Consider the following 25,977-nt stretch of genomic DNA (forward strand, 5'->3'; position numbering starts at 1 on the left):
AAACCGGCTAGAAGCACAGGGAAAAAATCTGCAGCTAAGAAAGCAGAAGAAAAGAATATCGAAGAAGAAAAGAAGAAATTTCAACAGAAGCTTATTGCTTTGAAAGAGCTTGCAAAGAGCAAGAAAAATGTGCTGGAGCTTGGAGAAATCAACAATTTCCTGGCTGATGTTCAGCTTGATGAAGAAAAGACGGAAAAGGTTATTGATCTGCTTGAGGCAAGCGGTGTTGATGTACTGAGAATTTCAGATGACAAGGACGATGCCGACGATGATGCACTTATCCTTGAACTTGAGGAGAGCGGCGAAGTGCCTGACGAGGACGAGATTGAAAATATCGACCTCTCGGTGCCTGACGGAGTAAGTATTGACGATCCTGTTCGTATGTATCTTAAAGAGATAGGAAAAGTTCCGCTTCTTTCTGCTGATGAGGAGGTAGAGCTTGCAAAGCGTATGGAAAATGGTGACATAGAGGCAAAGAAAAAACTTGCAGAAGCAAACTTAAGACTTGTAGTAAGTATCGCAAAGCGTTATGTCGGCAGAGGAATGTTGTTCCTTGACCTTATTCAGGAGGGTAACTTAGGTCTTATAAAGGCAGTTGAAAAATTTGATTATAAAAAAGGATATAAGTTCAGCACATATGCTACATGGTGGATTCGCCAGGCCATAACAAGAGCCATTGCAGACCAGGCGAGAACAATCCGTATTCCGGTTCACATGGTTGAGACGATAAACAAATATGTGAGAGTGCAAAGACAGCTTCTTCAGGAACTCGGCAGAGAGCCACAGCCTGAGGAGATAGCGAAACATATGAATATGCCTGTTGACAGGGTAAGGGAAATTCAGAAAATATCGCTTGAACCGGTTTCACTTGAAACTCCTATCGGTGAGGAGGAGGACAGCCATCTTGGTGACTTTATCCAGGATGACAATGTACCTGTACCGGCAGAAGCCGCAGCGTTTACACTACTTAGAGAACAGCTTGATGAGGTGCTTGGAACTCTTACGGAGAGAGAACAGAAAGTTCTTAAACTTCGTTTTGGTCTTGAGGACGGCAGAGCGAGAACACTTGAGGAAGTAGGAAAAGAGTTCAAGGTAACAAGAGAGCGTATCCGTCAGATTGAAGCAAAAGCACTTAGAAAATTAAGACATCCTAGCCGCAGCCGTAAATTAAAGGATTATCTTGAGTAAGACAAAACTTTCTAAAAGGCTTGAAACGGTCGCATCATGTGTAAGCACTGGAGGAACTGTTGCGGATATAGGATGTGACCACGGTTTTACTTCCATTTATCTTATTGAAAATAAAATGGCAAGATGCGGGATTGCCATGGATATAAATAAAGGTCCGTTAGAAAAGGCAAAAAGCCATATAAGACAAGCGGGACTTACGGATAAGATAGAGACGAGACTTTCAAACGGTCTTGATAAACTTGAAAGCGGCGAAGCTGATACCATACTTATAAGCGGTATGGGAGGTGCTTTGATAAGAGATATTCTTATGAAAGAGAAAGACAAGACGATTAGTGCTGGTGAACTTGTTTTATCACCGCAGTCAGAAATATATCTTGTCAGAAGATGTCTTCATGAACTCGGTTTTTTCATAGATATGGAAAAGATGGTTTTTGACATGGGAAAATACTATGTTGTAATAAGGGCCGTAAGAAAAGACATGATGGAATGTTTAGGACAGCATAATAAAGAAGTTGCGGAAATAAATCATTCCGGAAGTATAATAAATATTGATGAGACATACGATGAAGCTGATTATGTATATGGGAAATACCTGATAGCTGCAAAGAATGATGTCTTTGCTGAATTTCTGGCTAAGGAAAAAGAACGCATGGAAAAAGTGATGGCTTCACTAAAAAAAAGCGGTATGTCCGATGAAGAAATAAGTAAACAAAAGATAATTGCTGAATATGATTTATTGTTAAAGACAATATGTAGGATGCAGTAAATAAAATTTTGTGAGCGGAAAGGGATAGTGTGGATATGGTTAAAGTGACAGTTTCCGGCGTAACAAAGGAATATGAGACCGGGATTACATATGGAGAAGTTTCAAAAGATTTTAAAGATAATTGCAAATATGACATAATTTTGGCAAAACAGGGTGCAAAGCTTATCGAGTTAAATAAAAAGATAAAAACTGATTGTGAGATAGAATTTTTAGATATTTCGGACCCAAACGGTCACAAAACATATGTCAGAGGCGTAAATCTGCTGTTGCTGGATGCTTTTTACGAAGTGTGTAAGGATATGCCGCTCAAAAATGTATTTATAAAATATATGATAGGTGACAGTTGCTACTGTGAAGCAGAGGGCATTGAAATAACGGATGAAATTTTAAAAAAAGTCGAGGAAAAGATGCACGAGCTTGTTAAAAAGGATATACCTTTTGAAAAGCGTGTAGTAAGCACTCAGGAAGCATCGGATATTTTTGAAAAACACAAGATGTATGATAAAAAGAAACTGTTTGAGTATAGGAGAGTGTCAACGGCAAATATCTATTCACTTGACGGTTTTGAGGATTACTATTACGGCTATATGCCATCAGGCAGCGGATTACTTAAATATTTCACGATAGAAAAGTATGATAATGGTTTTATGGTGAATATGCCAAACCAGAAAACTCCTACGGAAGTGAAAAATCATGTTCCGAGTCCGAAGCTGTTTAAGACACTTCAGGAAGCCGGAAACTGGGGGAAAGTGGTTAATGTAAGAACTGTAGGAGCGTTAAATGAAATTGTTGCAAATGGAGGGGCATCAAACCTTATTCTTGTGCAGGAGGCATTACAGGAAAAGAAAATCGCACAGATAGCGGAAAAGATAGCCGGGGATGCGAGTAAAAAGTTTGTGATGATAGCCGGACCGTCATCATCAGGAAAAACATCATTTTCGCACAGATTATCCATTCAGCTTAGGACATTTGGCATAACACCGCATCCTATCTCGCTCGACAATTATTTCAAAAATAGGGAAGATACGCCGATAGATGAAAACGGAAACTATGATTTTGAGTGTCTTGAAGCTATAGATGTGGAGCAGTTCAACAAGGATATGACTGCACTTTTAGCCGGAGAGACCGTTCAGATGCCGGTGTTTAACTTTCTTACGGGACATAGGGAATACAAAGGTGATTTTCTAAAACTTGGAAAGGATGATATACTTGTGCTTGAGGGTATTCACGGCTTAAATGACAAACTTTCATATTCACTCCCGAAAGAAAGTAAGTTTAAGATATATATAAGTGCACTTACCCAGTTAAATATTGATGAGCACAATAGAATATCGACAACTGACGGCAGACTTATAAGACGAATGGTAAGAGATGCGAGAACGAGAGGTTCATCGGCAGCAAAAACCATCTCAATGTGGCCGTCGGTAAGGAGGGGGGAGGACAAATATATATTCCCGTTCCAGGAGGAAGCAGATGTGATGTTCAATTCGGCACTCATATATGAGCTTGCGGTATTAAAACCATATGCCGAAGCGATACTCTTTGGAATACCAAAGGATGCACCGGAGTATATAGAAGCAAAAAGGCTGCTTAAATTCCTTGATTATTTCCTTACGATAAGCAGTGAGGGAATACCTAAAAATTCGCTTATGCGTGAGTTTGTGGGTGGAAGTGTTTTTAATGTTTAGATAAATGACAGAAAGGAAACGACATAATATGGCAAAGATAATTGATGGTAAGAAGATTTCACAGGAGATTAAGGATGAACTCAAGGAGAGAGTGGCTGCTCTTAAGGAAAAGGGTGTTGAGGTTACTCTTGCGGTTATTCAGGTTGGTAATAACCCGGCTTCAACTGTTTATGTTGGCAATAAGAAAAAGGCTTGTGCTTATGTTGGCATAAGATCACTTGCGTATGAACTTCCGGAGGAGACTACGGAAGCAGAGCTTCTTGAACTTGTAGAGAAGTTAAATAAAGATGACTCAGTTAATGGAATTTTGGTTCAGCTTCCACTTCCTAATCATATTGATGAGGATAAGGTTATTAAGACTATCGCACCTGAAAAAGATGTTGACGGTTTCCATCCTGAGAGTGTCGGAAGACTTAGCATAGGACAGAAAGGTTTTGTTTCATGTACACCGGCAGGTATCATTCAGCTTTTGAAGCGTTCTGATATAGAGATTGACGGTAAAGAGTGCGTTATCATAGGAAGAAGCAATATCGTAGGGAAACCTATGTCTATGCTTTTGCTTAGGGAAAACGGAACTGTTACCATCTGCCATTCGCATACAAAGGATTTAAAAGAAGTTACAAAACGTGCGGATATACTTATCGTTGCGATAGGTAAGACAAAATTTGTAACTGCCGATTATATCAAAGAGGGGGCTGTTGTTATTGATGTCGGAATGGACAGAGATGAGAACGGGAAACTCTGTGGAGATGTTGATTATGCAGATGTAGAGCCAAAGGCCGGTGCGATAACACCTGTTCCGGGCGGAGTAGGTCCTATGACTATCGCAATGCTTATGCATAATTGTGTAAGCTCAGTTGAAGAATAATTATAGAAAAGAGGAATACAGTGAATATATTTTTTGTATCATTGGGATGTGATAAGAACCTTGTGGATAGTGAGATGATGATTACATCTCTTAGAAAAAACGGTTTTGTCCTTACGGATGATATTGATGATGCGGATGTTATTGTTGTAAATACCTGTTGTTTTATAGGTGATGCAAAAGAGGAGAGCATCAACACGCTTATTGAGATGGGTGGTTACAAGGAGGGAAGATGCAAACTTCTGGTTGCAGCGGGCTGCCTTGCACAGAGGTACCACAATGAGATTAAGGAGGATATTCCTGAAGTTGACCTTATTGTCGGAACGATGGGATATGAGGATTTATCAGAAAAGATAAATGAAGCTTTAGGCGGCAAAGGAGTTTTAGAGTCTTTAAAGGACATTGATTATCTTCCGACACCGCTTACCGACAGAGACAGTATGTCAGGCGGTTACTATGCGTACTTAAAGATTGCTGAGGGATGTGACAAGTGTTGTACCTACTGCGTTATTCCAAAAGTCAGAGGTCATTACAGAAGTGTTCCAATGGATAATCTTATCGCACAGGCAAAACATCTTGTTGCAAACGGAGCAAAGGAACTTATCCTTGTCGCACAGGAGACTACCCTTTACGGTAAGGATATTTATGGCGAAAAGAGTCTGCCAAAGCTTTTAGAGGAACTTTCTAAGATTGATGAGCTTAAATGGATAAGGATATTATATTGTTATCCTGAGGAGATTACGGATGAGCTTATATCTGCGATAAAAAATCTTCCGAAAGTCTGCCATTATCTTGATATGCCTATCCAGCACGGTTCAGATGATGTGCTTAGGAGAATGGGAAGATGGACGAACAGGGAGCAGATAGAAAAAACTGTTGCAAAACTCAGAGAGGAAATCCCTGACATTGCACTTAGGACAACTCTTATAACGGGATTTCCGGGTGAAACGGAAGATGATTTTGAGCAGGTAAAAGAGTTTGTAAAGAAAATGGAGTTTGACAGGCTCGGCGTATTTACTTATTCAAGAGAAGAAGACACACCTGCGGCTGAGATGGACGGTCAGATAGACGAGGAAGTCAAAGAAGCAAGGCGTGACGAGATAATGCAGATACAGCAGGATATTGCTTTTGACAAGAGTAATTCAAGAGTGGGAGAAATATACGAGGTAATGATAGAGGGAAGACTTCCAGACGAAGGAGTATATATTGCGAGAACATATATGGATGCTCCGGATGTTGACGGATATGTTTTCATTCAGTCAGATTACAATCTTGATTCAGGCGATTTTGTTAAGGTCGAGGTAACAAGATCAGATGAGTATGACCTTATAGCCGAAATAATAGAATGAGAGGATCACAGTATGAATCTACCAAATAAAATAACAATGTTGAGAGTTATAATGATACCGTTCTTTGCATTTTTTATGCTTACGGATGTTGTCGGAAATTCTAAGTATATTGCCGTTGCAATCTTTATCATAGCATCACTTACGGATACGCTTGACGGATTTATCGCAAGGAAATACAATCTTGTGTCAAACTTCGGAAAGTTTATGGATCCACTTGCAGATAAACTGCTTGTCAGCACGGCACTCATATGTTTTGTATCTGTACCTGATAATCCTATGCCGGTATGGGGAGTTATTGTTATCATAAGCAGAGAGTTTATCATAAGTGGTTTCAGACTTGTTGCCGCAAATGAGGGCATTGTGCTCGCTGCAAGCTGGTGGGGCAAGATTAAGACCACTGTCCAGATGGTGATGTCAGTGCTCCTTATTGTGAATTTTGACGGTGAAGTGATAGATATTATCGAAAATATATTTATCTATGCGGCTATCGCTCTGACGGTAATATCACTTGTGGATTATCTCATTAAGAACTGGAAAGTTCTTGACGACGGAAAAATGTGATACAGAAAGGCTGACAAAAGATGGATAAAGTAATAGTTGTCGGAGGAGGAGCAGCAGGAATTATGGCTGCTATATCTGCCGCAGAGTCGGGAGATAGTGTGCTTCTTATCGAAAAGAACGAAAAACTTGGAAAAAAAGTTTATATCACCGGCAAGGGAAGATGTAATATAACAAATGACAGCGATGTTGAAAATCTGCTGAAAAATGTAAGGTCAAATCCAAAGTTTTTATACAGTGCTTTTTATACATTTGACAGTTACCGCATGATGGACTTTTTAGAAAGCGAAGGACTTAAGATAAAGACTGAACGCGGAAACAGGGTTTTTCCGGAGTCTGATAAGTCATCTGATGTGATAAGGACACTGAAAAAAGCACTTGAAAAAAGAAAAGTAAAGATACTTTTAAATACAAAGGTAAATAAAATAGATATTAAAGACGGTATATGCAAAGGTGTAGAAGTACAGTCGGGCAGCAGGAGTGAAAATTATACGGCTGATAAAGTTATAGTTGCGACAGGCGGCTGTTCTTACCAGTCAACAGGCTCGACCGGGGACGGCTATAAATTTGCAAAAGATGCAGACATAAAGGTGACAAAATGTTATCCGTCACTTGTGCCGTTTAATATTGACTCTGATATACCAAAGAGATTGCAAGGGCTTTCACTTAGAAATGTGAAAATGACGCTTACCGATAAAGGCAGGGCTGTATATGAGGAACTTGGCGAGATGCTGTTTACGCATTTTGGCGTGAGCGGACCACTTGTACTTAGTGCGAGTACACTTGTTGCAGGTAAGGATATGTCTGATGTAAAGATAAGTATAGACTTAAAACCTGCTTTGTCAAATGAACAGCTTGATGAGAGGATACTCAGAGATTTTTCCGAAAATAAAAACAGTTATTTTAAGAACAGTCTGTCAAGGCTTCTGCCGTCAAAACTGATTCCGGTGATAGTGGAACTTTCAGGTATTGATGAGCAGAAACAGGTAAATAACATAACAAAAGAAGAAAGACATAAGCTAGTCAGTCTTTTAAAGGGAGTGACATTTAAGATAGACAGTCTGCGTGGATTTAATGAAGCCATAATAACAAAAGGCGGTGTGTCGGTTAAGGAGATAAATCCGGGGACTATGGAATCAAAGAAAGTTAAGGGTCTTTTCTTTGCCGGAGAGGTTCTTGATCTCGATGCGGTCACGGGAGGATACAATCTTCAGATAGCATGGTCAACAGGGTATCTTGCAGGAATGAACTGAAATTCTTCGTTTAGAAGATTTCGAGAGCACATAACAGGACAACGGAGGGAAATATGTATAATATAGCAATAGACGGACCGGCAGGAGCCGGAAAAAGTACGATAGCAAAAAAGGCGGCAAAAAAACTTGATTTTATATATGTTGACACGGGAGCTATGTATAGGGCAATAGCACTTTATTTTATAAGAGCCGGTGTGAAAGCCGAGGATGAAAAGACAATAAGTGAAAAATGTGTGGATATTGATGTTTCGATAGATTATGTTGACGGTGCACAGCAGGTTATCTTAAATGGAGAAAATGTAAATGACTTTATCAGAACAGAACAGGTCAGCATGATGACTTCAAATATATCAAAATATCCTGCTGTAAGAGAAAAACTCTTAAATCTCCAGAGACAGCTTGCTGCACAGAAAAATGTCATAATGGATGGCAGGGATATAGGAACATGTGTACTGCCTGATGCAAAGACAAAGATATTCCTTACGGCGAGTGCGAAAGAGAGAGCGAGAAGAAGATATAAAGAGCAGGTTGAAAGAGGAATAGAGTGTGACATCGACCAGATAGAGAAAGATATAATAGCAAGGGACGAGCAGGATATGAACAGGAAGACAGCACCTTTAAAGCAGGCTGAGGATGCCGTGCTTATCGACTCGTCTGATATGAGCATTGAGCAGGTGGTTGATGCGATAATTGAAACTTTTGAAGCTACAGCTCATTCGCAAGCTTGACATTTGCTGTCAAGCTATGCGCCAATGACTGAATTTTATGGGATTACAGCCCCATGCATCGAAGATGCATTTATAATGGGCTGTAATCGTTACTGGTCGCACTGTAGGTGTGAACAGTAAACATTTGAAGCTACAAAATAAAATCATCGGAGAATGTGCTTTCAGGTTATGTTAAGAAAAGCCATTGTCACGGATAAAAGGGAGCGATATGAGAGAAGTTACAACTGCAAAGAGTGCAGGATTTTGTTTCGGAGTCAGGCGTGCCGTTGACATGGTATATGCTGAGGCTAAGAAAGATAACAGGGTATTTACACTCGGACCTATCATCCACAATGAGCAGGTAGTAAAAGATTTAGAAAAAAAAGGTGTAAAAGTCATAGATTCTGTTAATGATATAAGTGAAAAAGAAAATACAACTATAATAATACGTTCACACGGAGTGCCGCAGAATGTCATAAATGCACTTAAAGAAAAAAAAGTAAATATCGTTGATGCGACCTGTCCTTTTGTGTCAAAGATACACAAAATAGTAAAGCAGGCATCTGAGGATGGGAAAACGGTTGTGATTGTCGGAAGTGATAATCATCCTGAAGTAGAGGGGATAAAAGGCTGGTGCGTCAGCAAACCGATAGTTATAGAAAGTGCTTCGGAGGCTGAAAAACTAGACAATTTCGGCGGCAAAAAATTGTGTATTGTGTCACAAACGACATTTAATTACAAGAAATTCAAAGATATAGTTGATATTTTATCCAAAAAGAGTTATGATATAGATGTTATGAATACAATTTGCAACGCTACCGAAGAGCGTCAGACAGAAGCGGGTACTATTGCGAGGCAATCCGACGCGATGTTAGTAATAGGTGGAAAACATAGTTCAAACACCCAGAAACTTTATGAAATTTGTAGAAAAGAGTGTGAGAACACATATTTTATACAGACACTTGATGACCTGGATTTGAAGCAATTTCAATCTTTTCGTAGCGTGGGTATTACTGCCGGGGCTTCAACCCCAAATAATATTATTAAGGAGGTTCAATCATATGTCAGAAATGAATAATGAATTTGAACAGTTATTGGAAGAATCATTAGTAACAATCCACAATGGAGAGATTGTAGAAGGGACAGTTATCAGCGTTAAGGAAGACGAGATCATCTTAAATATCGGTTATAAGGCTGACGGTATCATTACAAGAAATGAATACAGCAATCAGTCAGGCATCGACCTTAGAGAAGTTGTTAAAGAGGGCGACAAGATGAAAGCTAAAGTTCTTAAAGTAAACGACGGTGAGGGACAGGTTCTTCTCACATACAAGCGTTTAGCTATGGAGCAGAGTAATGAGCACATCAGAGAAGCTTTCGAGAATCACACTGTATTAAAGGCAACTGTAACAGATGTATTAACAGGTGGATTAAGTGTTGTTGTTGAAGAGACAAAGGTATTTATCCCTGCAAGTCTTGTATCAGACACATACGAGAAAGATCTTTCAAAGTATGCAGGACAGGAAATAGAGTTTGTTATCAGTGAGTTCAATCCTAAGAAGAGAAGAATCATCGGTGACAGAAAGCAGCTTTTAGTTGCAGAAAAGAAGAAACTTCAGGAAGAATTATTCGCAAGAATCCATGTTGGAGATGTTGTAGAAGGAACAGTTAAGAATCTTACAGACTTTGGTGCATTTATTGATTTAGGCGGAGCAGACGGACTTCTCCATATCTCAGAAATGTCATGGGGTCGTGTTGAGAATCCTAGAAAAGTATTTAATGTCGGAGACAAGACAAAAGTTCTTATCAAAGACATCAAGGATGATAAGATTGCACTCAGCCTTAAGTTTGAGGATCAGAACCCTTGGTTAAACGCTGCTGATAAGTACAGCGTAGGTTCTGTTGTGAAAGGCAAAGTTGCAAGAATGGCTGATTTCGGTGCTTTTGTTGAGCTTGAGCCGGGAGTTGATGCATTACTCCATGTTTCACAGATTTCAAGAGAGCATGTAGATAAGCCTTCAGATGTATTAAAGGTTGGTCAGGAAGTAGAAGCAAAGGTTGTTGACTTTAATTCAGAAGACCATAAGATCAGCTTAAGTATAAAAGCTCTTTTAAATGACAATGATCAGGAAGAAGAGGAAGTAACTGAGTAATCAGAACACAGGATGTTCTTGGAAGCGCCAGTCCGTTTGTTCGGATTGGCGTTTTTGATTAAGGAGGGACGAGAGAATGGGCGATTATGAAAAGTTTAAAGAAAAAGTATATCAGCTTACGAAGATTGATCTTAGTAGTTACAAAGAAAGACAGATGAAAAGGCGTATTGATTCGTTGATAACAAAAAATAATATAAAAAGTTATGATGAATATATAGAAGCTATCAAATCAGATAAAAAAATGCTCGATGATTTTGTTACCTATCTTACGATAAATGTATCAGAGTTTTATCGTAATCCTGAGCAGTGGAAACTTCTTGAAAACGAGATACTTCCATACCTTTTCGAGCGTTTTGGAAATAATCTCAAGATATGGAGTGCGGCGTGTTCAACGGGAGATGAACCATATACGCTTGTAATGCTTCTCTCAAAATTTATACCTTTAAATAAGATAAAGGTCATAGCAACCGATCTTGACAGGGTTGTTCTTGAAAAAGCTCATATTGGATTGTATGATGAAAAGAGTCTTAAGGGACTTCCAAAAGAATATATCACGAAATATTTTACTAAAGTCGGTACAAAAAGTTATCAGATTTCGGATGATATAAAGAAATGCGTAGAATTTAAACAACACAACCTTTTAAAGGATACATATCCTTCAGATTGCAATATGATAATCTGCAGAAATGTGATGATTTATTTTACGGAGGAAGCTAAGGCGGAAATATATAAAAAGTTTAATGCGTCTCTAAAAAGTGACGGCATATTGTTTGTTGGAAGTACAGAACAGATAATATCACCTGGAGATTCAGGCTTTTCTACATATAAATCATTTTTCTATAAAAAGGCAGCCAGGTAGCAGGCTGCTTTTTGTTATGTTTGTTTTTGTATGTGGACAGTGAAGATAGTTAACAGGCTTTTTGTCGGTTTTGCTGTTTTAACTTGCACTATTTTAAGTTTTTTAGTAAAATGAAAATTGTGTATAAAAAACTGATTATAAAAAAATACAGTATGAGGTGAAATATGAGTGATATTATTAAAGTAGTAGTTGATGCCATGGGTGGTGACAATGCACCTGAAGCACCGATAAAAGGTGCCGTTGATGCTGTTAATGAAAATGAAAAGATAAATGTTGTACTGGTGGGAAGAACTGATGACATTAAATCAGAGCTTGCTAAATATACTTATGATAAAGAGCGTATAACTATAGTTCATGCAGAGGATATTATAGGATTTGATGAACCACCGGTAATGGCTATAAGAAAAAAGAAACAGTCATCTATTGTTGTCGGTATGAACCTTGTAAAACATGGCGAAGCGGATGCTTTCGTATCAGCCGGAAGTACAGGTGCAATACTTGTTGGTGGTCAGTTTGTTGTGGGTAGAATCAAAGGCGTAGAGCGTTCGCCTCTCGCACCGCTTATTCCTACAGCAAAAGGTCCAGCACTTCTTATTGACTGTGGAGCAAATGTGGATGCCAGAGCATCTCATCTTGTTCAGTTTGCAAAGATGGGCTCAATATATATGGAGAGGATAGTCGGCATAAAAAACCCCCGTGTTGCCATTGTAAACATTGGTGCTGAGGAAGAAAAAGGAAATATGCTCGTAAAAGAGACATATCCATTACTCAAAGAATGTAAAGATATAAATTTTGTTGGAAGTATAGAGGCAAGGGATATACCAAAGGGAGATGCAGATGTTATAGTATGTGAGGCATTTGTTGGAAATGTAATCCTTAAATTATATGAAGGTCTTGCAGCAACACTTCTTGGAAAAGTAAAAGAGGGACTTATGTCAAGCCTCAGAAGTAAAATAGGAGCACTTCTTATCAAACCTGCACTTAAATCAACACTTAAGCAGTTTGATACATCAGACCAGGGAGGAGCACCTTTGCTCGGTTTAAACGGGCTTGTAGTGAAAGCCCACGGAAGTTCAACAAGTGTTGAGATAACTCAGGCTATAAGACAGTGCATACAGTTCAATGAAGAAAAGATAAATGAAAAAATAAAAGAAAATCTTATTATTGAATAGGTGGTGCTCGTATGGAATTTAAAAAGCTTCAAAAGATTATTGCAGAAGTTTTAGGTATTGGAGATATGGAAATATTTCAAGAAATGAGTTTTGTGGATGACCTCGGTGCTGATTCGTTGGAACTTTTTCAGATTCTTATGGGAGTTGAACAGGAATTCGATATATCAATAGACGAAGAAAGTCTGAAAGATGTTGACACGGTTGGAGATTTGCTGGAGCTTATATGTTAAATATGACATATAGGCAGGCTGCTTTAGCGGCAGATAGTATGAGCAGATAGTAGAGCAGACCTATGAATATCAGCTTGACAAAACCGTTGGCATATAGGGCTTAAAAGGTTAGGAGTGTGCCTGATGAAACAGGAAAAATTATTAGAGTTTCAGAAAAAAACAGGATATGAGTTTAAAAATGTAGAACTGCTTATAACAGCACTTACGCACAGTTCATATTCAAATGAAAACAGATTAAAAAAATATATGTGTAATGAGCGTCTTGAATTTTTGGGAGATGCCGTACTTGAGCTTGTTTCAAGTGAACAGATATATAAGGATAATCCTACAAAGCCTGAGGGTGACATGACAAGAATGAGAGCGAGCTGGGTATGTGAGCCGACGCTTGCACTATGTGCAAGAGATATAGATCTCGGTGAGTATGTGATGCTTGGAAGAGGTGAAGATCTTACAGGCGGTAGAGAGAGAGACTCTATTTTGTCTGATACACTTGAGGCGACTATAGGTGCAGTCTACCTTGATGGTGGATTTGAAAAGGCGAAAGAATATATTGACAGACATATATTAAAAGATATAGAAAATAAAAAGCTGTTTTACGACAGCAAGACTATTTTACAGGAAATTGTTCAGGGAGAGCATCTTGAGATGGAATATGAGCTGCTTAAAGAAGAAGGACCTGACCATAACAAATCATTTACGGTTGCCGTAAACATAAATGGAGAGAGACTTACGACTGCAACAGGAAGAACAAAGAAAAAAGCAGAACAGTCAGCAGCTTATCAGGCTATACTTAAACTTCATAAATCATAAGTAGGAGAAACATCAGATGTATTTAAAAAGCTTAGAGGTACATGGTTTTAAATCATTTGCCAATAAATTGATATTTGAATTTCACGACGGCATAACGGCTATCGTAGGGCCAAACGGCAGCGGTAAGAGCAATGTTGCCGATGCTGTAAGGTGGGTGCTTGGAGAGCAGAGTGCAAAGCAGCTTCGCGGTGCAAAAATGGAGGATGTTATTTTTGCAGGAACTCAGATGAGAAAGCCGCTTGGATTTGCATATGTAGCCATTACCATAAGCAATGAAGATCATAAATTAAATGTTCCCTATGAGGAAGTAAAGATAGCAAGAAGAGTTTACAGGTCAGGAGAGAGTGAATATCTATTAAATGGCACGGCTTGCAGGCTTAAGGATGTTCAGGAACTTTTGTTTGATACAGGTATCGGTAAAGAAGGATATTCGATTATCGGACAGGGACAGATAGATAAGATACTTAGCGGAAAACCTGAGGAGAGACGAGAACTTTTTGATGAGGCGGCAGGAATCGTTAAATATAAGAGAAGAAAAGCTGCTGCACAAAAAAATCTTGAAGAGGAAAAGCATAATCTTGAAAGAATTGAAGATATTCTCTCCGAGATAGAAAAACAGGTAGAGCCTCTTGAAAAGCAGGCAGCAAAGGCAAAACAGTATCTTGCGTTTCGTGATGAGCTGAGGGTTCAGGATGTAAATATGTTCCTTATTGAGTATGACCGTATTCATGAGGAAATAAAGGAGTTTGAGGGAAAACAGGCAATCGCTGATAATGATCTTAAAAATGCCAATCAGGAATATGAAAAAAGCAAGCGTGATTATGAGAGAGTACAGTCAGAGCTTGATGAAAAGATAAAGAGCATAGAATTAAAAAAAGACAGACTGAATCAGTCGCGTGTCATGTTAAACAACTGTGAGGGTGATATAAGACTTTTAAACGAGCAGATAAACGGTATCAGACAGAGTGAAAATCATTATAGGGAAGCTATAGAGAGCTATAAAGAGCGTATTAAAAATTTTGAGGATGAACATAAACAGTATGCCGTCCAAAAAGAAGAAAACAGCAAAAAGACAGAAGAGATAAAGTTTTTAGCAAAAGAGAATGAAAAACTTATTGCAAATAAAAAAGAGACAGCTTTTGAAATAGAAAATGACATAAAGTCCGTTCAGGATATGAAGCTTGCCGGAATAAATGCGGCGGCTGATATAAAAAGTGAAGAGTTAAAATATAAGACTTTGCTTGAGCAGAACAATATTAAGAGAGCCGAGTTAAACAAAAGAGTGCTTGCAAATAAGTCTGAGGCATCTGTTCTTACAGAGACAATCTCGTCACATAAAAAAGTTTATGATGAGATAACTGAAAAGATAAAAGCGATAGATGATTCAAATGCAGTAATGCAGGAAAAGTTTAATGGTATAAACGAAGAAAATCAGAACAGACGAAGAGAGCACAGTGATACACAGCAGAAATTCCATATGGAAAATTCAAGGCTTAATTCTCTTAAAAACATGACTGAGAGGTATGAGGGATTCGGTCAGAGTATAAAGCGTGTCATGGAGAGAAAAGAGGATACACCGGGAATCATAGGTGTAGTTGCCGATATCATAAGAGTTAAAAAAGAATATGAGATAGCGGTTGAGACAGCACTTGGCGGAAGCATACAAAATATTGTAACCGACAATGAGCAGACGGCAAAAAAGATGATAGAATATCTGAAAAAAAACAGATATGGACGAGCTACATTTTTACCTCTTACAAATATTCATAAAAAAGCGGCAAATAATGCCCGCAATGTTATGGCTGAAAAAGGTGTAATCGGGATGGCATCAGAGCTTGTGTCGGCAGATGAAAAGTATAATGACCTCGTGAATTATCTTCTTGGAAGGTTTGTCGTTGTCGATAATATAGACAATGCCATTGCACTTGCGGCAAAATATCATCACACACTCAGGATAGTAACGACCGAGGGAGAACTTTTAAATCCGGGCGGTTCGATGTCAGGTGGTGCATTTAAAAACAACAATAATCTTTTAGGCAGACGAAGACAGATAAAACAGCTTGAGGAAGATGTTGAAAAATTCAAAACCAAATTAACAGAGTATGCGGCACAGATAGAGCAGGGAGAAAAAGAGATAAAAGAGCTGCGTGAAAAAATCGGTGCCAACAACAGACTAAGACAGGAGCTTATAGTTAAACAGAATACGGAAAAAATTGGTTATGAGCGTGCGGTTTCAGATCTTAAGAAGAGCGAGGAGCAGCTTGAGCTTATCAGAATCGAAGGAATGAGGATAGAGGAGGATAAGGACAAGTTAAAGGGTGTTATGGACGGCATTGGCCGTAGGATTTCGGAGAGCGAAGACGAGACAAAGGATTTTGATGAAAAGATAAGCAGGTATCAGGAAAAACTTGACAAAGTAAGAGAAGAACTTAATTTGTTGGAGCAAAAAGATTCTGAGTTTACGCTTAAGATAACATCACTTGCACAAAGCGAGGGCTTTATAAATGAAAATATGCTCCGTGCAAGTGAGGGTAAAGATACCGTATCCAAGCAGCTTGCACAGACTATCGAGGACAGTAGAAATATTGGTGGTCAGATTAAACAAAAACAGGATGAGATAATAAAAACCAGAAATATCATCAAAACAACAAAAGAAGAAATAGAAAATTCAGAGCTTGAGATTAAAAAGCAAAATCTGGAAAAAGAGGAACTTTCTGAAAAAAACAAGACTTTCCTTGACAAGAGAGAGGAATTGTCAAAAAATATAAATGAACTTGAAATGGAAAGTTTCAGACTTGCCGGAAGAAAAGAAAAGCTGACGGAGAGTATTGACAATTATACAAATTATATGTGGGAACAGTATGAACTTACATATCACAGTGCACTGGCACTTAAAACGCAGACAGAGCTTACCGTTTCAGGAATGAAAGCCAAGATAGCAGAGATAAAGAAACAGATAAAATCGTTAGGCTCGGTAAATGTAAATGCCATAGAGCAGTATAAGGAAGTATCAGAGAGATACGAACTCCTAACGACACAGCATGATGATCTTATTGAGGCTGCAAAGGTTTTGGAGGAGATAATAGAAAATCTCGACAATGATATGCGAAAACAGTTTGAGGAGCAGTTTGCAGAGATAAGAAGCCGTTTTGACAAAGTGTTTAAGGAATTGTTTGGCGGTGGTCGTGGAACGCTCGAACTTATGGAAGATGAGGATATTCTTACGGCAGGGATAAAGATAATCGCACAGCCGCCGGGAAAGAAACTCCAGAATATGATGCAGCTTTCAGGTGGAGAAAAGGCACTTACAGCTATTGCATTACTGTTTGCAATACAGAGCTTGAAGCCGTCACCGTTCTGTCTGCTCGATGAGATAGAGGCGGCACTTGATGACTCAAATGTAGACAGGTATGCGGAGTATCTGCATAAACTGACGAAAGATACACAGTTTATTGTCATCACTCATAGGCGTGGAACAATGAATGCTGCGGATATTCTCTACGGAATAACGATGCAGGAAAAAGGTGTTTCGACACTTGTATCGGTCAATCTGCTGGATGAGAAAGAGATTGCGAATTAAAGAGATTTGATTTAAGCTGTGTTGATATATTTAATAAAGATAAGATATTATGTAAATTAGGAATTTGAAATTCATTTATTATGTTATATGATTTTGTATGATATGGTAGAGTAAAGTTAAAGAATTTGGAGGAATTATGTGGGAAAGTATTAAGAATAAGTTTAGAAGAAATAAACATATTGAGGAAGAACAGAAAATTGAAACGGAAAACTTACAGAATGAGGAAGCAACAAATTCTGAAGCTGAAGCCTTTTTACAGAGTGGGGAGACAAATGCCAATTCTGATATGGAGAGTAGTTTACAGAGCGAGAAAAACATCCATTCCGAAACTGAGTCTTTACAGAGTGGCGAAGTTACACAGGATAAGGATAAATCACAGGATGTGGCTGTAGAAGCATCGAGTGAAGGAAGCAGTTCGGATGATGAAGCCGTTCATTTAGAAACAGAGTCTTTAAAGATTGAGAATGATATTCATCCAGAAACAAAAAATTTGTCACATGATGAGGTTGTAAAAGCATCAAATGAAAACAATGGTTCTGATAATGAAGCCATTTCAAGTGAAAATAACATTCCAGATAATGAAAATGTTTCAAATGAAGCAGCGGATAATTCGCAGAATGTTGATGATGGCGAAATCAAGACGGCAGAGGAGTCTGCCAAAAAGCCTAAGAAAAAAGGATTTTTTGGAAAGCTTATCGATGGTCTGACTAAGACAAGGGACAGCTTTGTTTCCGGTCTTGAAAATGTTTTCAGTGGATTTTCTGAGATTGATGACGATTTTTATGAGGAACTTGAGGAAGTCCTTATTATGGCGGATATAGGTGTTGCCACAACTGAGAAGATAATTGAAAATCTTCAGGCTAAGGTTAAGGAAAATAAGATTAAAGAGGTTGCAGTTTGCAGACAGCTTCTTATTGATTCAATAAAGGAACAGATGCGTGTGCATGATGATGCATATGATTTTGAAAATAAAAAATCGGTTGTTATGCTTATAGGAGTAAACGGTGTCGGAAAGACAACTTCTGTTGGAAAACTTGCGTCACAGTTTAAGGCGGACGGCAAGAAAGTTATTCTTGCGGCAGCAGATACCTTTAGAGCAGCAGCTATTGAACAGCTTACCGAATGGTCGAACAGAGCAGGAGTTGAGCTTATCGCAGGTCAGGAGGGCGGAGACCCGGCGGCAGTCGTATTTGATGCAGTTAATGCGGCAAAGGCAAGAAATGCTGATATACTTATATGTGACACGGCAGGACGACTCCACAATAAGAAAAATCTTATGGAGGAGTTAAAAAAGATAAACAGGATAGTTGAGAGAGAATATCCTGACGCATACAGAGAAACATTTGTCGTACTTGACGGAACGACAGGTCAGAATGCACTCGCACAGGCAAAACAGTTCAGTCAGGTTGCTGATATTACGGGAATAATCCTCACAAAACTTGACGGAACAGCTAAAGGTGGCATTGCCATAGCTATTCAGTCGGAAATGAACATTCCGGTTAAATATATAGGTATCGGTGAGCATATCGAGGATTTGCAGAAATTTGATGCAGATGCGTTTGTAGATGCACTGTTTGAGACAAAAGCTGAGTAGTGTGAAAAATTTATATATGCAAAATTTTAGCGTAGAAAATCCGATTTTACACACAAGATTTGTGTAGGTGTACATTTGACACAAATCTTATATGTGATCTATATCATATTTCACATTATGCCAAAGAAACCTGTGCAGAAATTAAAAGTAACTTGAAAGGAGCATATAAAAATGTTGACATTAGAGAAATTTGAAGAAGCATCAGAAAAGGTGAAGGAGGTCGTACTGCCTACAAACCTTATCTATAGTGAGTATTTTTCAGAGCAGACGGGAAATAAGGTTTATTTTAAACCTGAAAATATGCAGTACACCGGAGCTTACAAAGTAAGAGGCGCTTATTATAAGATAAGCACTCTCTCAGAGGAAGAAAGAGAGAAAGGTCTTGTAACTGCATCAGCAGGAAATCATGCACAGGGAGTTGCCTATGCGGCAAAACTTTACGGTGTGCCTGCAACGGTAGTCATGCCTACAACTACTCCGCTTATCAAGGTAAACAGAACAAAGGGTTATGGAGCAAAAGTAGTTCTTCACGGTTCTGTATATGATGAAGCCTGCCAGTACGCACTTGAACTTGCAAAAAAAGAGGGGGCAACATTTGTTCATCCTTTCAATGATGAAGTCGTAGCAACGGGACAGGGTACGATTGCAATGGAGATATTTAAGGAACTTCCGACTGTTGACATAATCCTTGTACCTATCGGAGGGGGTGGACTTGCAGCAGGAGTTTCAACACTTGCAAAATTTTTAAATCCTAATATAAAAGTAATAGGTGTTGAGCCGGCAGGAGCAAGCTGTATGAAAGCATCATTAGATGCAGGAAAGGTAATTACTCTTCCTGATGTGAATACCATAGCAGACGGTACGGCAGTAAAGACACCGGGAGACATTGTATTTCCGTATATACAGAAAAACATTGATGAGATAATAGCAGTAGAAGATCAGGAACTTATCGTAAACTTCCTCGACATGATGGAAAATCATAAGATGCTCGTTGAAAACTCAGGTCTGCTTACTGTTGCTGCACTTAAGCATCTTGACTGCAAGGGTAAAAAGATAGTTTCTATCTTAAGCGGTGGAAACATGGATGTAATAACGCTTTCATCAGTTGTACAGCATGGTCTTATCGAGAGAGGACGAGTATTTACGGTATCGGTGCAGCTTCCTGACAGACCGGGTGAACTTGTAAATGTGGCAAATGTTATTGCAAAACTTAAGGGAAATGTAATCAGACTTGAGCACAACCAGTTTGTAAGTATAAACAGAAATGCCGCCGTTGAGCTCAGGATAACGCTTGAGGCATTTGGACATGAGCATAAGAAAGAGATTATCGAAGCATTGAAAAAACATGGATATGATCCGAAAGAGGAAAGCCCGACAGGATTATATGAATAATGCAATGAGCAGGCAGCAGAGAGTGCCATGAAAATCTGTCTGACTGCACAGGAACGACTATATCAACAAAATAAACAAAAGCTGCAAAGCAGCGACTGACAGCTCGCTGGCAGGTTTATGAATGTAAGAAATGAAAGGCTGAACTGTTACTGTAAAAGTGTAAGTGTGTTTTTTCAAATGAAAAAATAAATTAAGAAGTGGAGGTTTAGGATGAGTCAGTTTAAAAATACAACAGGTTATATAGGGAGCGAGTTACTCCATACACCGGGCGGAGTGAGAGATACTTACGGTGTAGAGTGTGAAAATAAATTAAATGTGGCGGGAAAAGTCCATGATGTTATGAAATCTTATGGTTTTGATGACATTCAGACCCCTGCATTTGAATATTTTGACATATTCAGCAAAGAGAGAGGAACAGCTTCTTCAAAAGAGATGTTTAAGTTCTTTGACAGGGGAAATAATACACTTGTATTAAGACCGGATATGACACCTCCGATAGCAAGATGCGTTGCAAAGTATTACAGAGAGGAACAGATGCAGGTTCGTCTTTGCTATACGGCAAACACATTTGTAAATACAGATCCTTATAAGGGAAAACTTCAGGAAGTGACACAGGTAGGTGCAGAGCTTTTTGGTGATGCAAGTTCAGATGCAGACGCAGAGATGATAGCACTTACGGTCGAGAGTCTTTTAAGCAGTGGTCTTAAGAGATTTCAGCTTGAGGTAGGTCATGCAGATCTGTTCAGGGGAATAGTTGAGGAGGCAGGTTTTACACCTGAGGAAACAGAAAAACTTCATGAACTTATTGAGAGTAAGAATTTTTTTGGTGTTGAGGATCTTCTCGACAATCTGACAGTATCAGAGGGACTTAAGGAGGTAATCTTAAAACTTCCTGACCTTTTAGATGACTTTGATGAAGCTGCTAAGTTTGTAAAGGAACGCTGCCAAAATGAAAGGGTTTTAAAGGCTCTTGACAGACTTGCAAAACTTGATAACATATTAAAAATATATGGATTTACAGATTATGTTACGATAGACCTTAGTATGTTAAGCCATTACAGTTATTATACAGGAATTATATTCAGGGCATATACATACGGTACGGGCGAAGCTGTGGCAACAGGAGGTCGTTATGACGGACTTGTGGGGCAGTTTGGAAAAGATACGCCTGCCATCGGTCTTGCCATTGTTTTAGACCAGCTTATGCTTGCACTTACAAGACAGAATATTCTCGATGAGAAGCTTGTATCAGGATGTATTCTTCTTTATCCTAAAGAACTCAGGGAAGAGGCATTAAACAAAGCTGCCACACTTAGAAAATCGGGTGAGAATGTGCAGCTTGTACGCAAATCATCGCAGAAAGATATTGATTTGTATAAAGATTATGCAAAGAGAATGAATAAGGAAAAACTCTTGTATTTAAAAGATAAGACTGTAGTTGAAGAAATAACATTCAAGTAGGAGGGACATGATGGAATATATAACATTTGCACTGGCAAAAGGAAGACTTGCGAAACACACATTAAGTCTTTTGGAAAAGATAGGAATCACCTGTGAGGAAATGAAAGATGAAAAGACAAGAAAACTCATATTTGTAAATGAGGAACTGGGATTTAAGTTTTTCCTCTCAAAAGCATCGGATGTCCCTACATATGTTGAACTTGGAGCAGCAGATATAGGAGTTGTCGGCAAAGATACGATACTTGAAGCCGGAAGAAAACTCTACGAAGTATTAGACTTAAATTGCGGAAAATGCCGTATGTGTGTGGCAGGACCGGCGAGTGCGAGAGAAAAGTTAAATGACGGCTCGCTTATAAGAGTTGCAAGCAAATATCCGGGAATAGCAAAAGATTATTTCTATAATAAAAAGCACCAGACAGTAGAGATAATCAAGCTTAACGGCTCGGTAGAACTTGCACCTATCGTAGGACTTTCAGAAGTTATCGTTGATATAGTAGAAACCGGTTCTACATTAAGAGAAAACGGTCTTGAAGTTTTAGAGGAGATATGTCCTTTATCGGCGAGAGTAGTCGTAAATGAGGTGAGCATGAAAATGCAGCATGAAAGGATAACAAAACTTATCCGTGACCTTAAGAAAGTTATACCTGATGACTAGAAATAAATGACAATAGGAGATTGAGGAGCCGATTATATACTGTTTTGATTATACCGTGATAAAATTATATTATAATGGTTTCGCAAATACCCGGTTAGTGATAAAAAGGGAGGCAGCTATGAGAATAGTTAAACTTACAGAAAAAGAGAAAAATAATATACTGGAAAACCTTTTAAAGAGAAGTCCGAACCAGTACAGTAAATTTGAAGATACTGTAAATGACATTATAGAGAATGTCAGAGCAAACAAGGACAAGGCATTGTTTGAATACACTGAAAAATTTGACGGTGTAAAGATTACTGAGGAGACATTCAAGGTAACTGATGAGGAGATAGAAGAAGCCTACACTAAGGTGGATGAGCGTCTTATTGAGATAATAAGAAAAGCTCTTGTAAATATCAGGGATTATCACCAGAAACAGGTTCGTTACAGTTGGTTTGACAGCAAGACTGACGGAACACTTCTCGGACAGAAGATAACACCGCTCGCAAGAGTAGGTGTTTATGTGCCAGGCGGAAAAGCGGTATATCCGTCATCAGTGCTTATGAACATCGTACCGGCAAAAGTTGCAGGTGTTGAGAAGATAGTTATGACAACGCCACCCGGAAAAGACGGAAAGGTATATCCTATAACGCTCGTGGCAGCACATGAAGCAGGTGTAGATGAAATCTACAAGGTCGGCGGAGCACAGGCTGTTGCGGCACTTGCATTTGGTACAGAGAGCATTAAGAAAGTTGACAAGATAGTAGGACCCGGAAATATTTTTGTTGCACTTGCAAAAAAAGCTGTTTATGGTCATGTCAGCATTGACTCTATCGCGGGACCAAGTGAGATACTTGTACTTGCCGACGAAACGGCAAATCCAAGATATGTGGCAGCAGACCTTTTATCACAGGCAGAGCATGATGAGATGGCATCAGCTATCCTTGTAACGACAAGTGAGGAACTTGCAAAGAAAGTATCAGAGGAAGTTGACGGATTTGTAAAAGTCCTTTCAAGAAAAGAGATAATACAGAAGTCGCTTGATTCATACGGTTATATACTTGTGGCAAATGATATGAAAGAAGCAATAGACACGGCAAACGAGATAGCATCAGAGCATCTTGAGATAGTGACAAAAAATCCTTTTGACACTATGACAAGAATAAAAAATGCAGGAGCGATATTCCTCGGAGAGTACAGCAGTGAGCCGCTCGGTGATTATTTTGCAGGACCTAACCATGTACTTCCTACGAATGGCACGGCGAAGTTCTTCTCACCTCTTTCAGTTGACGATTTCATAAAGAAATCAAGCATAATCTCATACTCTGAGGAGGCACTTAAACTTATCCATACGGATATTGAGGACTTTGCAAAGGCCGAAAAACTTACGGCACACGCAAACTCAATCGCTGTCAGATTTGAACAAAAATAAGCATTTCAAAAGCTTATGGTGTATAGAGCACTAAGCGGTGGATAAATGGGATGCTTATGTCAGTGGGAGTAAGCTTTTACTGAAAGGCAGCAAAGGCGGAGTGCGAATGTCCGCTTTACTAAAAACGGGCAGGAAACTGCATTGGAAAGGGTTGGTTTTTATTATGAATGAAAATGTAAAAGCAAGAATGGCCGAGGTTTCAAGGGTGACCGGAGAAACTGATATTTTAGTTGAGTTAAATCTTGATGGCAGTGGCAAAGCTGATATAGATACAGGCATTGGTTTTTTCGACCATATGCTGAACAGTTTTGCACGACATGGCCTTTTTGACCTTACGGTTAAGGTTAAGGGAGATTTAGAGGTTGACTGCCACCATTCTATTGAGGATACAGGTATCGTTCTCGGTCAGGCTATAAAGGAGGCTGTCGGGGACAAGAAAGGTATTAAGAGATTTGGTGAGTGTATTCTTCCTATGGATGAGACTCTTATGCTTTGTGCACTTGATCTTTCAGGCAGACCTTATCTTGTAGAAAATATGGAGTTTAGCGTATCTAAGGTAGGCGAATTTGACACAGAGATGGTACATGAATTTTTCTATGCCGTAAGCTATTCTGCAGGTATGAACCTGCATTTAAAGATGCTTGACGGTTCAAATAATCATCATATAATAGAAGCTGCGTTTAAATCATTTGCAAAGGCACTTGACAGGGCAGTTATGTATGATGAGAGAATAAGTGATGTACTCTCAACAAAAGGAAGTTTAGGAGAATAGGATATATGAAAAAGAAGAAAATAATCCCATTTATAAATGCGGAAAATGAATATCCGGAAAACATTATAAAACTTGCGGATGAATATGCGTGTAAGGGTGCAGATGAATTGTTTATCTACAATTATACCGGGGACGAGGCGTCGAGAGATGAATTTTTAAGCACGGCAAGAGTGATTGAAAAACAGATAGACATTCCGTTTATGATAGGAATGTATGTTGAGCGTTTTGAAGATGCAAAAAAAGCACTTTATACCGGAGCATACAAACTTGTGCTTAGAAATGCACTTCTGCCGGAACAGAAAGTGATAGACGAGATAACAGCCAGGTTTGACAAGGACAAGCTTATGCTTGAAGTTGACATGAAAGCCGCTTTTATGAATGCAGAAGCACTTGACAGGTATTATGATATGGGAATAGGTTCGGCGATGCTTAAACATATCGACTGCACAAAGAGTTTTACTGATGCCATAAATAGTACAAAAATGGATATTATGATAAGGGATGGTCTTATAAGAAATGACCTTGCAGAGCTTTTATCATTTGAAAAAACAGATGCCGTATCAACAAATTATTTTGAAGATACCGAGGACAGAGATATATACAGGGCAAAAAGAGCCTTAAAAGAAAAAGGAATAGATGTAGAAGTGTTTGAAAGTCTTATTGATTTTTCAGACTTTAAACTTATGGACAATGGTCTTATCCCGGTAGTAGTTCAGGATTACCGCACAAACGAAGTTCTCATGGTTGCTTACATGAATGAGGAGTCATATGGAAAGACTATCGAGTGTGGCAAAATGACTTACTACAGTAGAAGCAGACAGGAATTGTGGCTTAAAGGAGATACATCAGGTCATTATCAGTATGTAAAGAAACTTATGCTCGACTGTGACAATGATACAATTCTTGCAAAAGTTCGTCAGGTCGGAGCTGCCTGCCATACCGGAAGCAGAAGCTGCTTCTTTAAGGAACTTGCCCAAAAAGAGTATATTGAAACAAACCCATTGACAGTATTGCTTGAAGACTATAAAATTATCATGGATAGAAAAGTAAATCCAAAGGAAGGCTCTTATACAAATTATCTTTTTGATAAGGGGATAGATAAGATTTTGAAGAAATGTGGCGAGGAGGCAACAGAGATTGTTATCGCTGCCAAAAATCCCGATTCGGAAGAGCTTAAGTATGAGATTGCCGATTTCCTTTATCACATGATGGTTCTTATGGCAGAGTGTGATATTGACTGGAGTGACATAACAAAGGAACTTGTCAACCGCAGATAGAAAGGTATGGTGAAGATATGACAGGAGCATTATTGTTAAAAGGTCTTGCGGACCTTACTTTCGGAGGAGCATTTTTATGGTATCTCGTTAAATTCCTTGTAAGTCTTGGTGTTGCTTATGGTGCGATACTTCTTGGTATCAAGTGGCGAAAGTCAAAAAATGAAAAGGCAGACAATATTGCGGAAACGAAATAAAAGCAGACTTGGTTCACGGTGAGTGATACATTTTGGCTTA

Annotated in this window: 23 protein-coding genes; all 23 read left to right on the top strand. The window is 38.9% G+C overall.

All coding sequences use genetic code 11. The annotated features are described in order from the left end of the window. Nucleotides 1-57: 57 nt before the first annotated feature. The 23 genes from rpoD (at nucleotide 58) to DWZ63_RS15595 (ending at nucleotide 25,937) form a co-directional block, all read left to right on the top strand. A complete protein-coding gene (gene rpoD / locus DWZ63_RS01525) occupies nucleotides 58-1,188 on the top strand; it encodes an RNA polymerase sigma factor RpoD (protein WP_055945552.1) in 1,131 nt (376 codons plus the stop codon). After that, a complete protein-coding gene (locus tag DWZ63_RS01530; protein ID WP_182431413.1) occupies nucleotides 1,181-1,954 on the top strand; it encodes a class I SAM-dependent methyltransferase in 774 nt (257 codons plus the stop codon). The genes rpoD and DWZ63_RS01530 overlap by 8 nt, the downstream gene beginning before the upstream one ends. A 35-nt stretch (nucleotides 1,955-1,989) precedes the next feature. Next, nucleotides 1,990-3,642, top strand: coding sequence for a nucleoside kinase (locus tag DWZ63_RS01535; protein WP_055943367.1), 1,653 nt, complete (start codon nucleotides 1,990-1,992; stop codon nucleotides 3,640-3,642). A gap of 28 nt (nucleotides 3,643-3,670) precedes the next feature. Further along, entirely contained in the window at nucleotides 3,671-4,510 is an 840-nt protein-coding gene (gene folD / locus DWZ63_RS01540; protein WP_055943364.1) for a bifunctional methylenetetrahydrofolate dehydrogenase/methenyltetrahydrofolate cyclohydrolase FolD, read from the top strand. Nucleotides 4,511-4,530: 20 nt separating this feature from the next. Next, nucleotides 4,531-5,856, top strand: coding sequence for a 30S ribosomal protein S12 methylthiotransferase RimO (gene rimO, locus DWZ63_RS01545; RefSeq protein ID WP_118498410.1), 1,326 nt, complete (start codon nucleotides 4,531-4,533; stop codon nucleotides 5,854-5,856). A gap of 12 nt (nucleotides 5,857-5,868) precedes the next feature. Continuing rightward, nucleotides 5,869-6,417: a CDP-diacylglycerol--glycerol-3-phosphate 3-phosphatidyltransferase gene (gene pgsA, locus DWZ63_RS01550; protein ID WP_022014587.1), complete on the top strand. Its 549-nt coding sequence runs from the start codon at nucleotides 5,869-5,871 to the stop codon at nucleotides 6,415-6,417. Nucleotides 6,418-6,437: 20 nt separating this feature from the next. Further along, nucleotides 6,438-7,667: an NAD(P)/FAD-dependent oxidoreductase gene (locus DWZ63_RS01555; protein WP_118498412.1), complete on the top strand. Its 1,230-nt coding sequence runs from the start codon at nucleotides 6,438-6,440 to the stop codon at nucleotides 7,665-7,667. Nucleotides 7,668-7,720: 53 nt separating this feature from the next. Beyond that, on the top strand, nucleotides 7,721-8,395 hold the full coding sequence (cmk, locus tag DWZ63_RS01560; RefSeq protein WP_022014589.1) for a (d)CMP kinase: 675 nt from the start codon (nucleotides 7,721-7,723) through the stop codon (nucleotides 8,393-8,395). 208 nt (nucleotides 8,396-8,603) lie between these two features. Continuing rightward, complete coding sequence (ispH, locus tag DWZ63_RS01565; protein ID WP_022014590.1) at nucleotides 8,604-9,452, top strand: 4-hydroxy-3-methylbut-2-enyl diphosphate reductase; 849 nt, start codon at nucleotides 8,604-8,606, stop codon at nucleotides 9,450-9,452. Beyond that, a complete protein-coding gene (rpsA, locus tag DWZ63_RS01570) occupies nucleotides 9,436-10,527 on the top strand; it encodes a 30S ribosomal protein S1 (protein ID WP_055943358.1) in 1,092 nt (363 codons plus the stop codon). Before ispH ends, rpsA begins: the two co-directional genes overlap by 17 nt. A gap of 76 nt (nucleotides 10,528-10,603) precedes the next feature. Beyond that, the gene (locus DWZ63_RS01575; RefSeq protein ID WP_055943355.1) at nucleotides 10,604-11,386 is read left to right on the top strand and encodes a protein-glutamate O-methyltransferase CheR; all 783 of its coding nucleotides are present in this window, start codon (nucleotides 10,604-10,606) and stop codon (nucleotides 11,384-11,386) included. 164 nt (nucleotides 11,387-11,550) lie between these two features. Beyond that, nucleotides 11,551-12,558 carry a phosphate acyltransferase PlsX gene (gene plsX / locus DWZ63_RS01580; RefSeq protein WP_022014593.1) on the top strand — a complete coding sequence of 336 codons (1,008 nt, stop codon included), beginning with the start codon at nucleotides 11,551-11,553 and terminating at the stop codon, nucleotides 12,556-12,558. A gap of 11 nt (nucleotides 12,559-12,569) precedes the next feature. Beyond that, the gene (locus tag DWZ63_RS01585; RefSeq protein WP_022014594.1) at nucleotides 12,570-12,788 is read left to right on the top strand and encodes an acyl carrier protein; all 219 of its coding nucleotides are present in this window, start codon (nucleotides 12,570-12,572) and stop codon (nucleotides 12,786-12,788) included. A 123-nt stretch (nucleotides 12,789-12,911) separates the two neighbouring features. Continuing rightward, entirely contained in the window at nucleotides 12,912-13,598 is a 687-nt protein-coding gene (gene rnc / locus DWZ63_RS01590; RefSeq protein ID WP_118498414.1) for a ribonuclease III, read from the top strand. A gap of 16 nt (nucleotides 13,599-13,614) precedes the next feature. Next, on the top strand, nucleotides 13,615-17,178 hold the full coding sequence (smc, locus tag DWZ63_RS01595; RefSeq protein ID WP_118498416.1) for a chromosome segregation protein SMC: 3,564 nt from the start codon (nucleotides 13,615-13,617) through the stop codon (nucleotides 17,176-17,178). Between the two features lie 634 nt (nucleotides 17,179-17,812). Further along, the gene (gene ftsY, locus DWZ63_RS01600) at nucleotides 17,813-18,772 is read left to right on the top strand and encodes a signal recognition particle-docking protein FtsY (protein WP_243020447.1); all 960 of its coding nucleotides are present in this window, start codon (nucleotides 17,813-17,815) and stop codon (nucleotides 18,770-18,772) included. A gap of 171 nt (nucleotides 18,773-18,943) precedes the next feature. Beyond that, nucleotides 18,944-20,164, top strand: a complete 1,221-nt coding sequence (ilvA, locus tag DWZ63_RS01605) for a threonine ammonia-lyase (RefSeq protein WP_118498420.1) — start codon at nucleotides 18,944-18,946, stop codon at nucleotides 20,162-20,164. A 210-nt stretch (nucleotides 20,165-20,374) separates the two neighbouring features. Then, complete coding sequence (gene hisZ / locus DWZ63_RS01610) at nucleotides 20,375-21,625, top strand: ATP phosphoribosyltransferase regulatory subunit (RefSeq protein WP_118498422.1); 1,251 nt, start codon at nucleotides 20,375-20,377, stop codon at nucleotides 21,623-21,625. A gap of 10 nt (nucleotides 21,626-21,635) precedes the next feature. Then, complete coding sequence (gene hisG / locus DWZ63_RS01615; protein WP_055943344.1) at nucleotides 21,636-22,280, top strand: ATP phosphoribosyltransferase; 645 nt, start codon at nucleotides 21,636-21,638, stop codon at nucleotides 22,278-22,280. Between the two features lie 118 nt (nucleotides 22,281-22,398). Next, nucleotides 22,399-23,694: a histidinol dehydrogenase gene (gene hisD, locus DWZ63_RS01620; RefSeq protein ID WP_022014601.1), complete on the top strand. Its 1,296-nt coding sequence runs from the start codon at nucleotides 22,399-22,401 to the stop codon at nucleotides 23,692-23,694. Nucleotides 23,695-23,857: 163 nt separating this feature from the next. After that, entirely contained in the window at nucleotides 23,858-24,466 is a 609-nt protein-coding gene (hisB, locus tag DWZ63_RS01625; protein ID WP_118498473.1) for an imidazoleglycerol-phosphate dehydratase HisB, read from the top strand. A gap of 5 nt (nucleotides 24,467-24,471) precedes the next feature. After that, nucleotides 24,472-25,743 carry a bifunctional phosphoribosyl-AMP cyclohydrolase/phosphoribosyl-ATP diphosphatase HisIE gene (hisIE, locus tag DWZ63_RS16090; RefSeq protein ID WP_082440698.1) on the top strand — a complete coding sequence of 424 codons (1,272 nt, stop codon included), beginning with the start codon at nucleotides 24,472-24,474 and terminating at the stop codon, nucleotides 25,741-25,743. A 17-nt stretch (nucleotides 25,744-25,760) separates the two neighbouring features. Beyond that, on the top strand, nucleotides 25,761-25,937 hold the full coding sequence (locus DWZ63_RS15595) for a hypothetical protein (protein ID WP_156335810.1): 177 nt from the start codon (nucleotides 25,761-25,763) through the stop codon (nucleotides 25,935-25,937). Nucleotides 25,938-25,977 lie beyond the last annotated feature (40 nt).

This window comes from Clostridium sp. AF34-13, assembly GCF_003477845.1.
In the GTDB taxonomy this organism is placed as follows: Bacteria; Bacillota; Clostridia; order Lachnospirales; family Lachnospiraceae; genus Butyribacter; species Butyribacter intestini.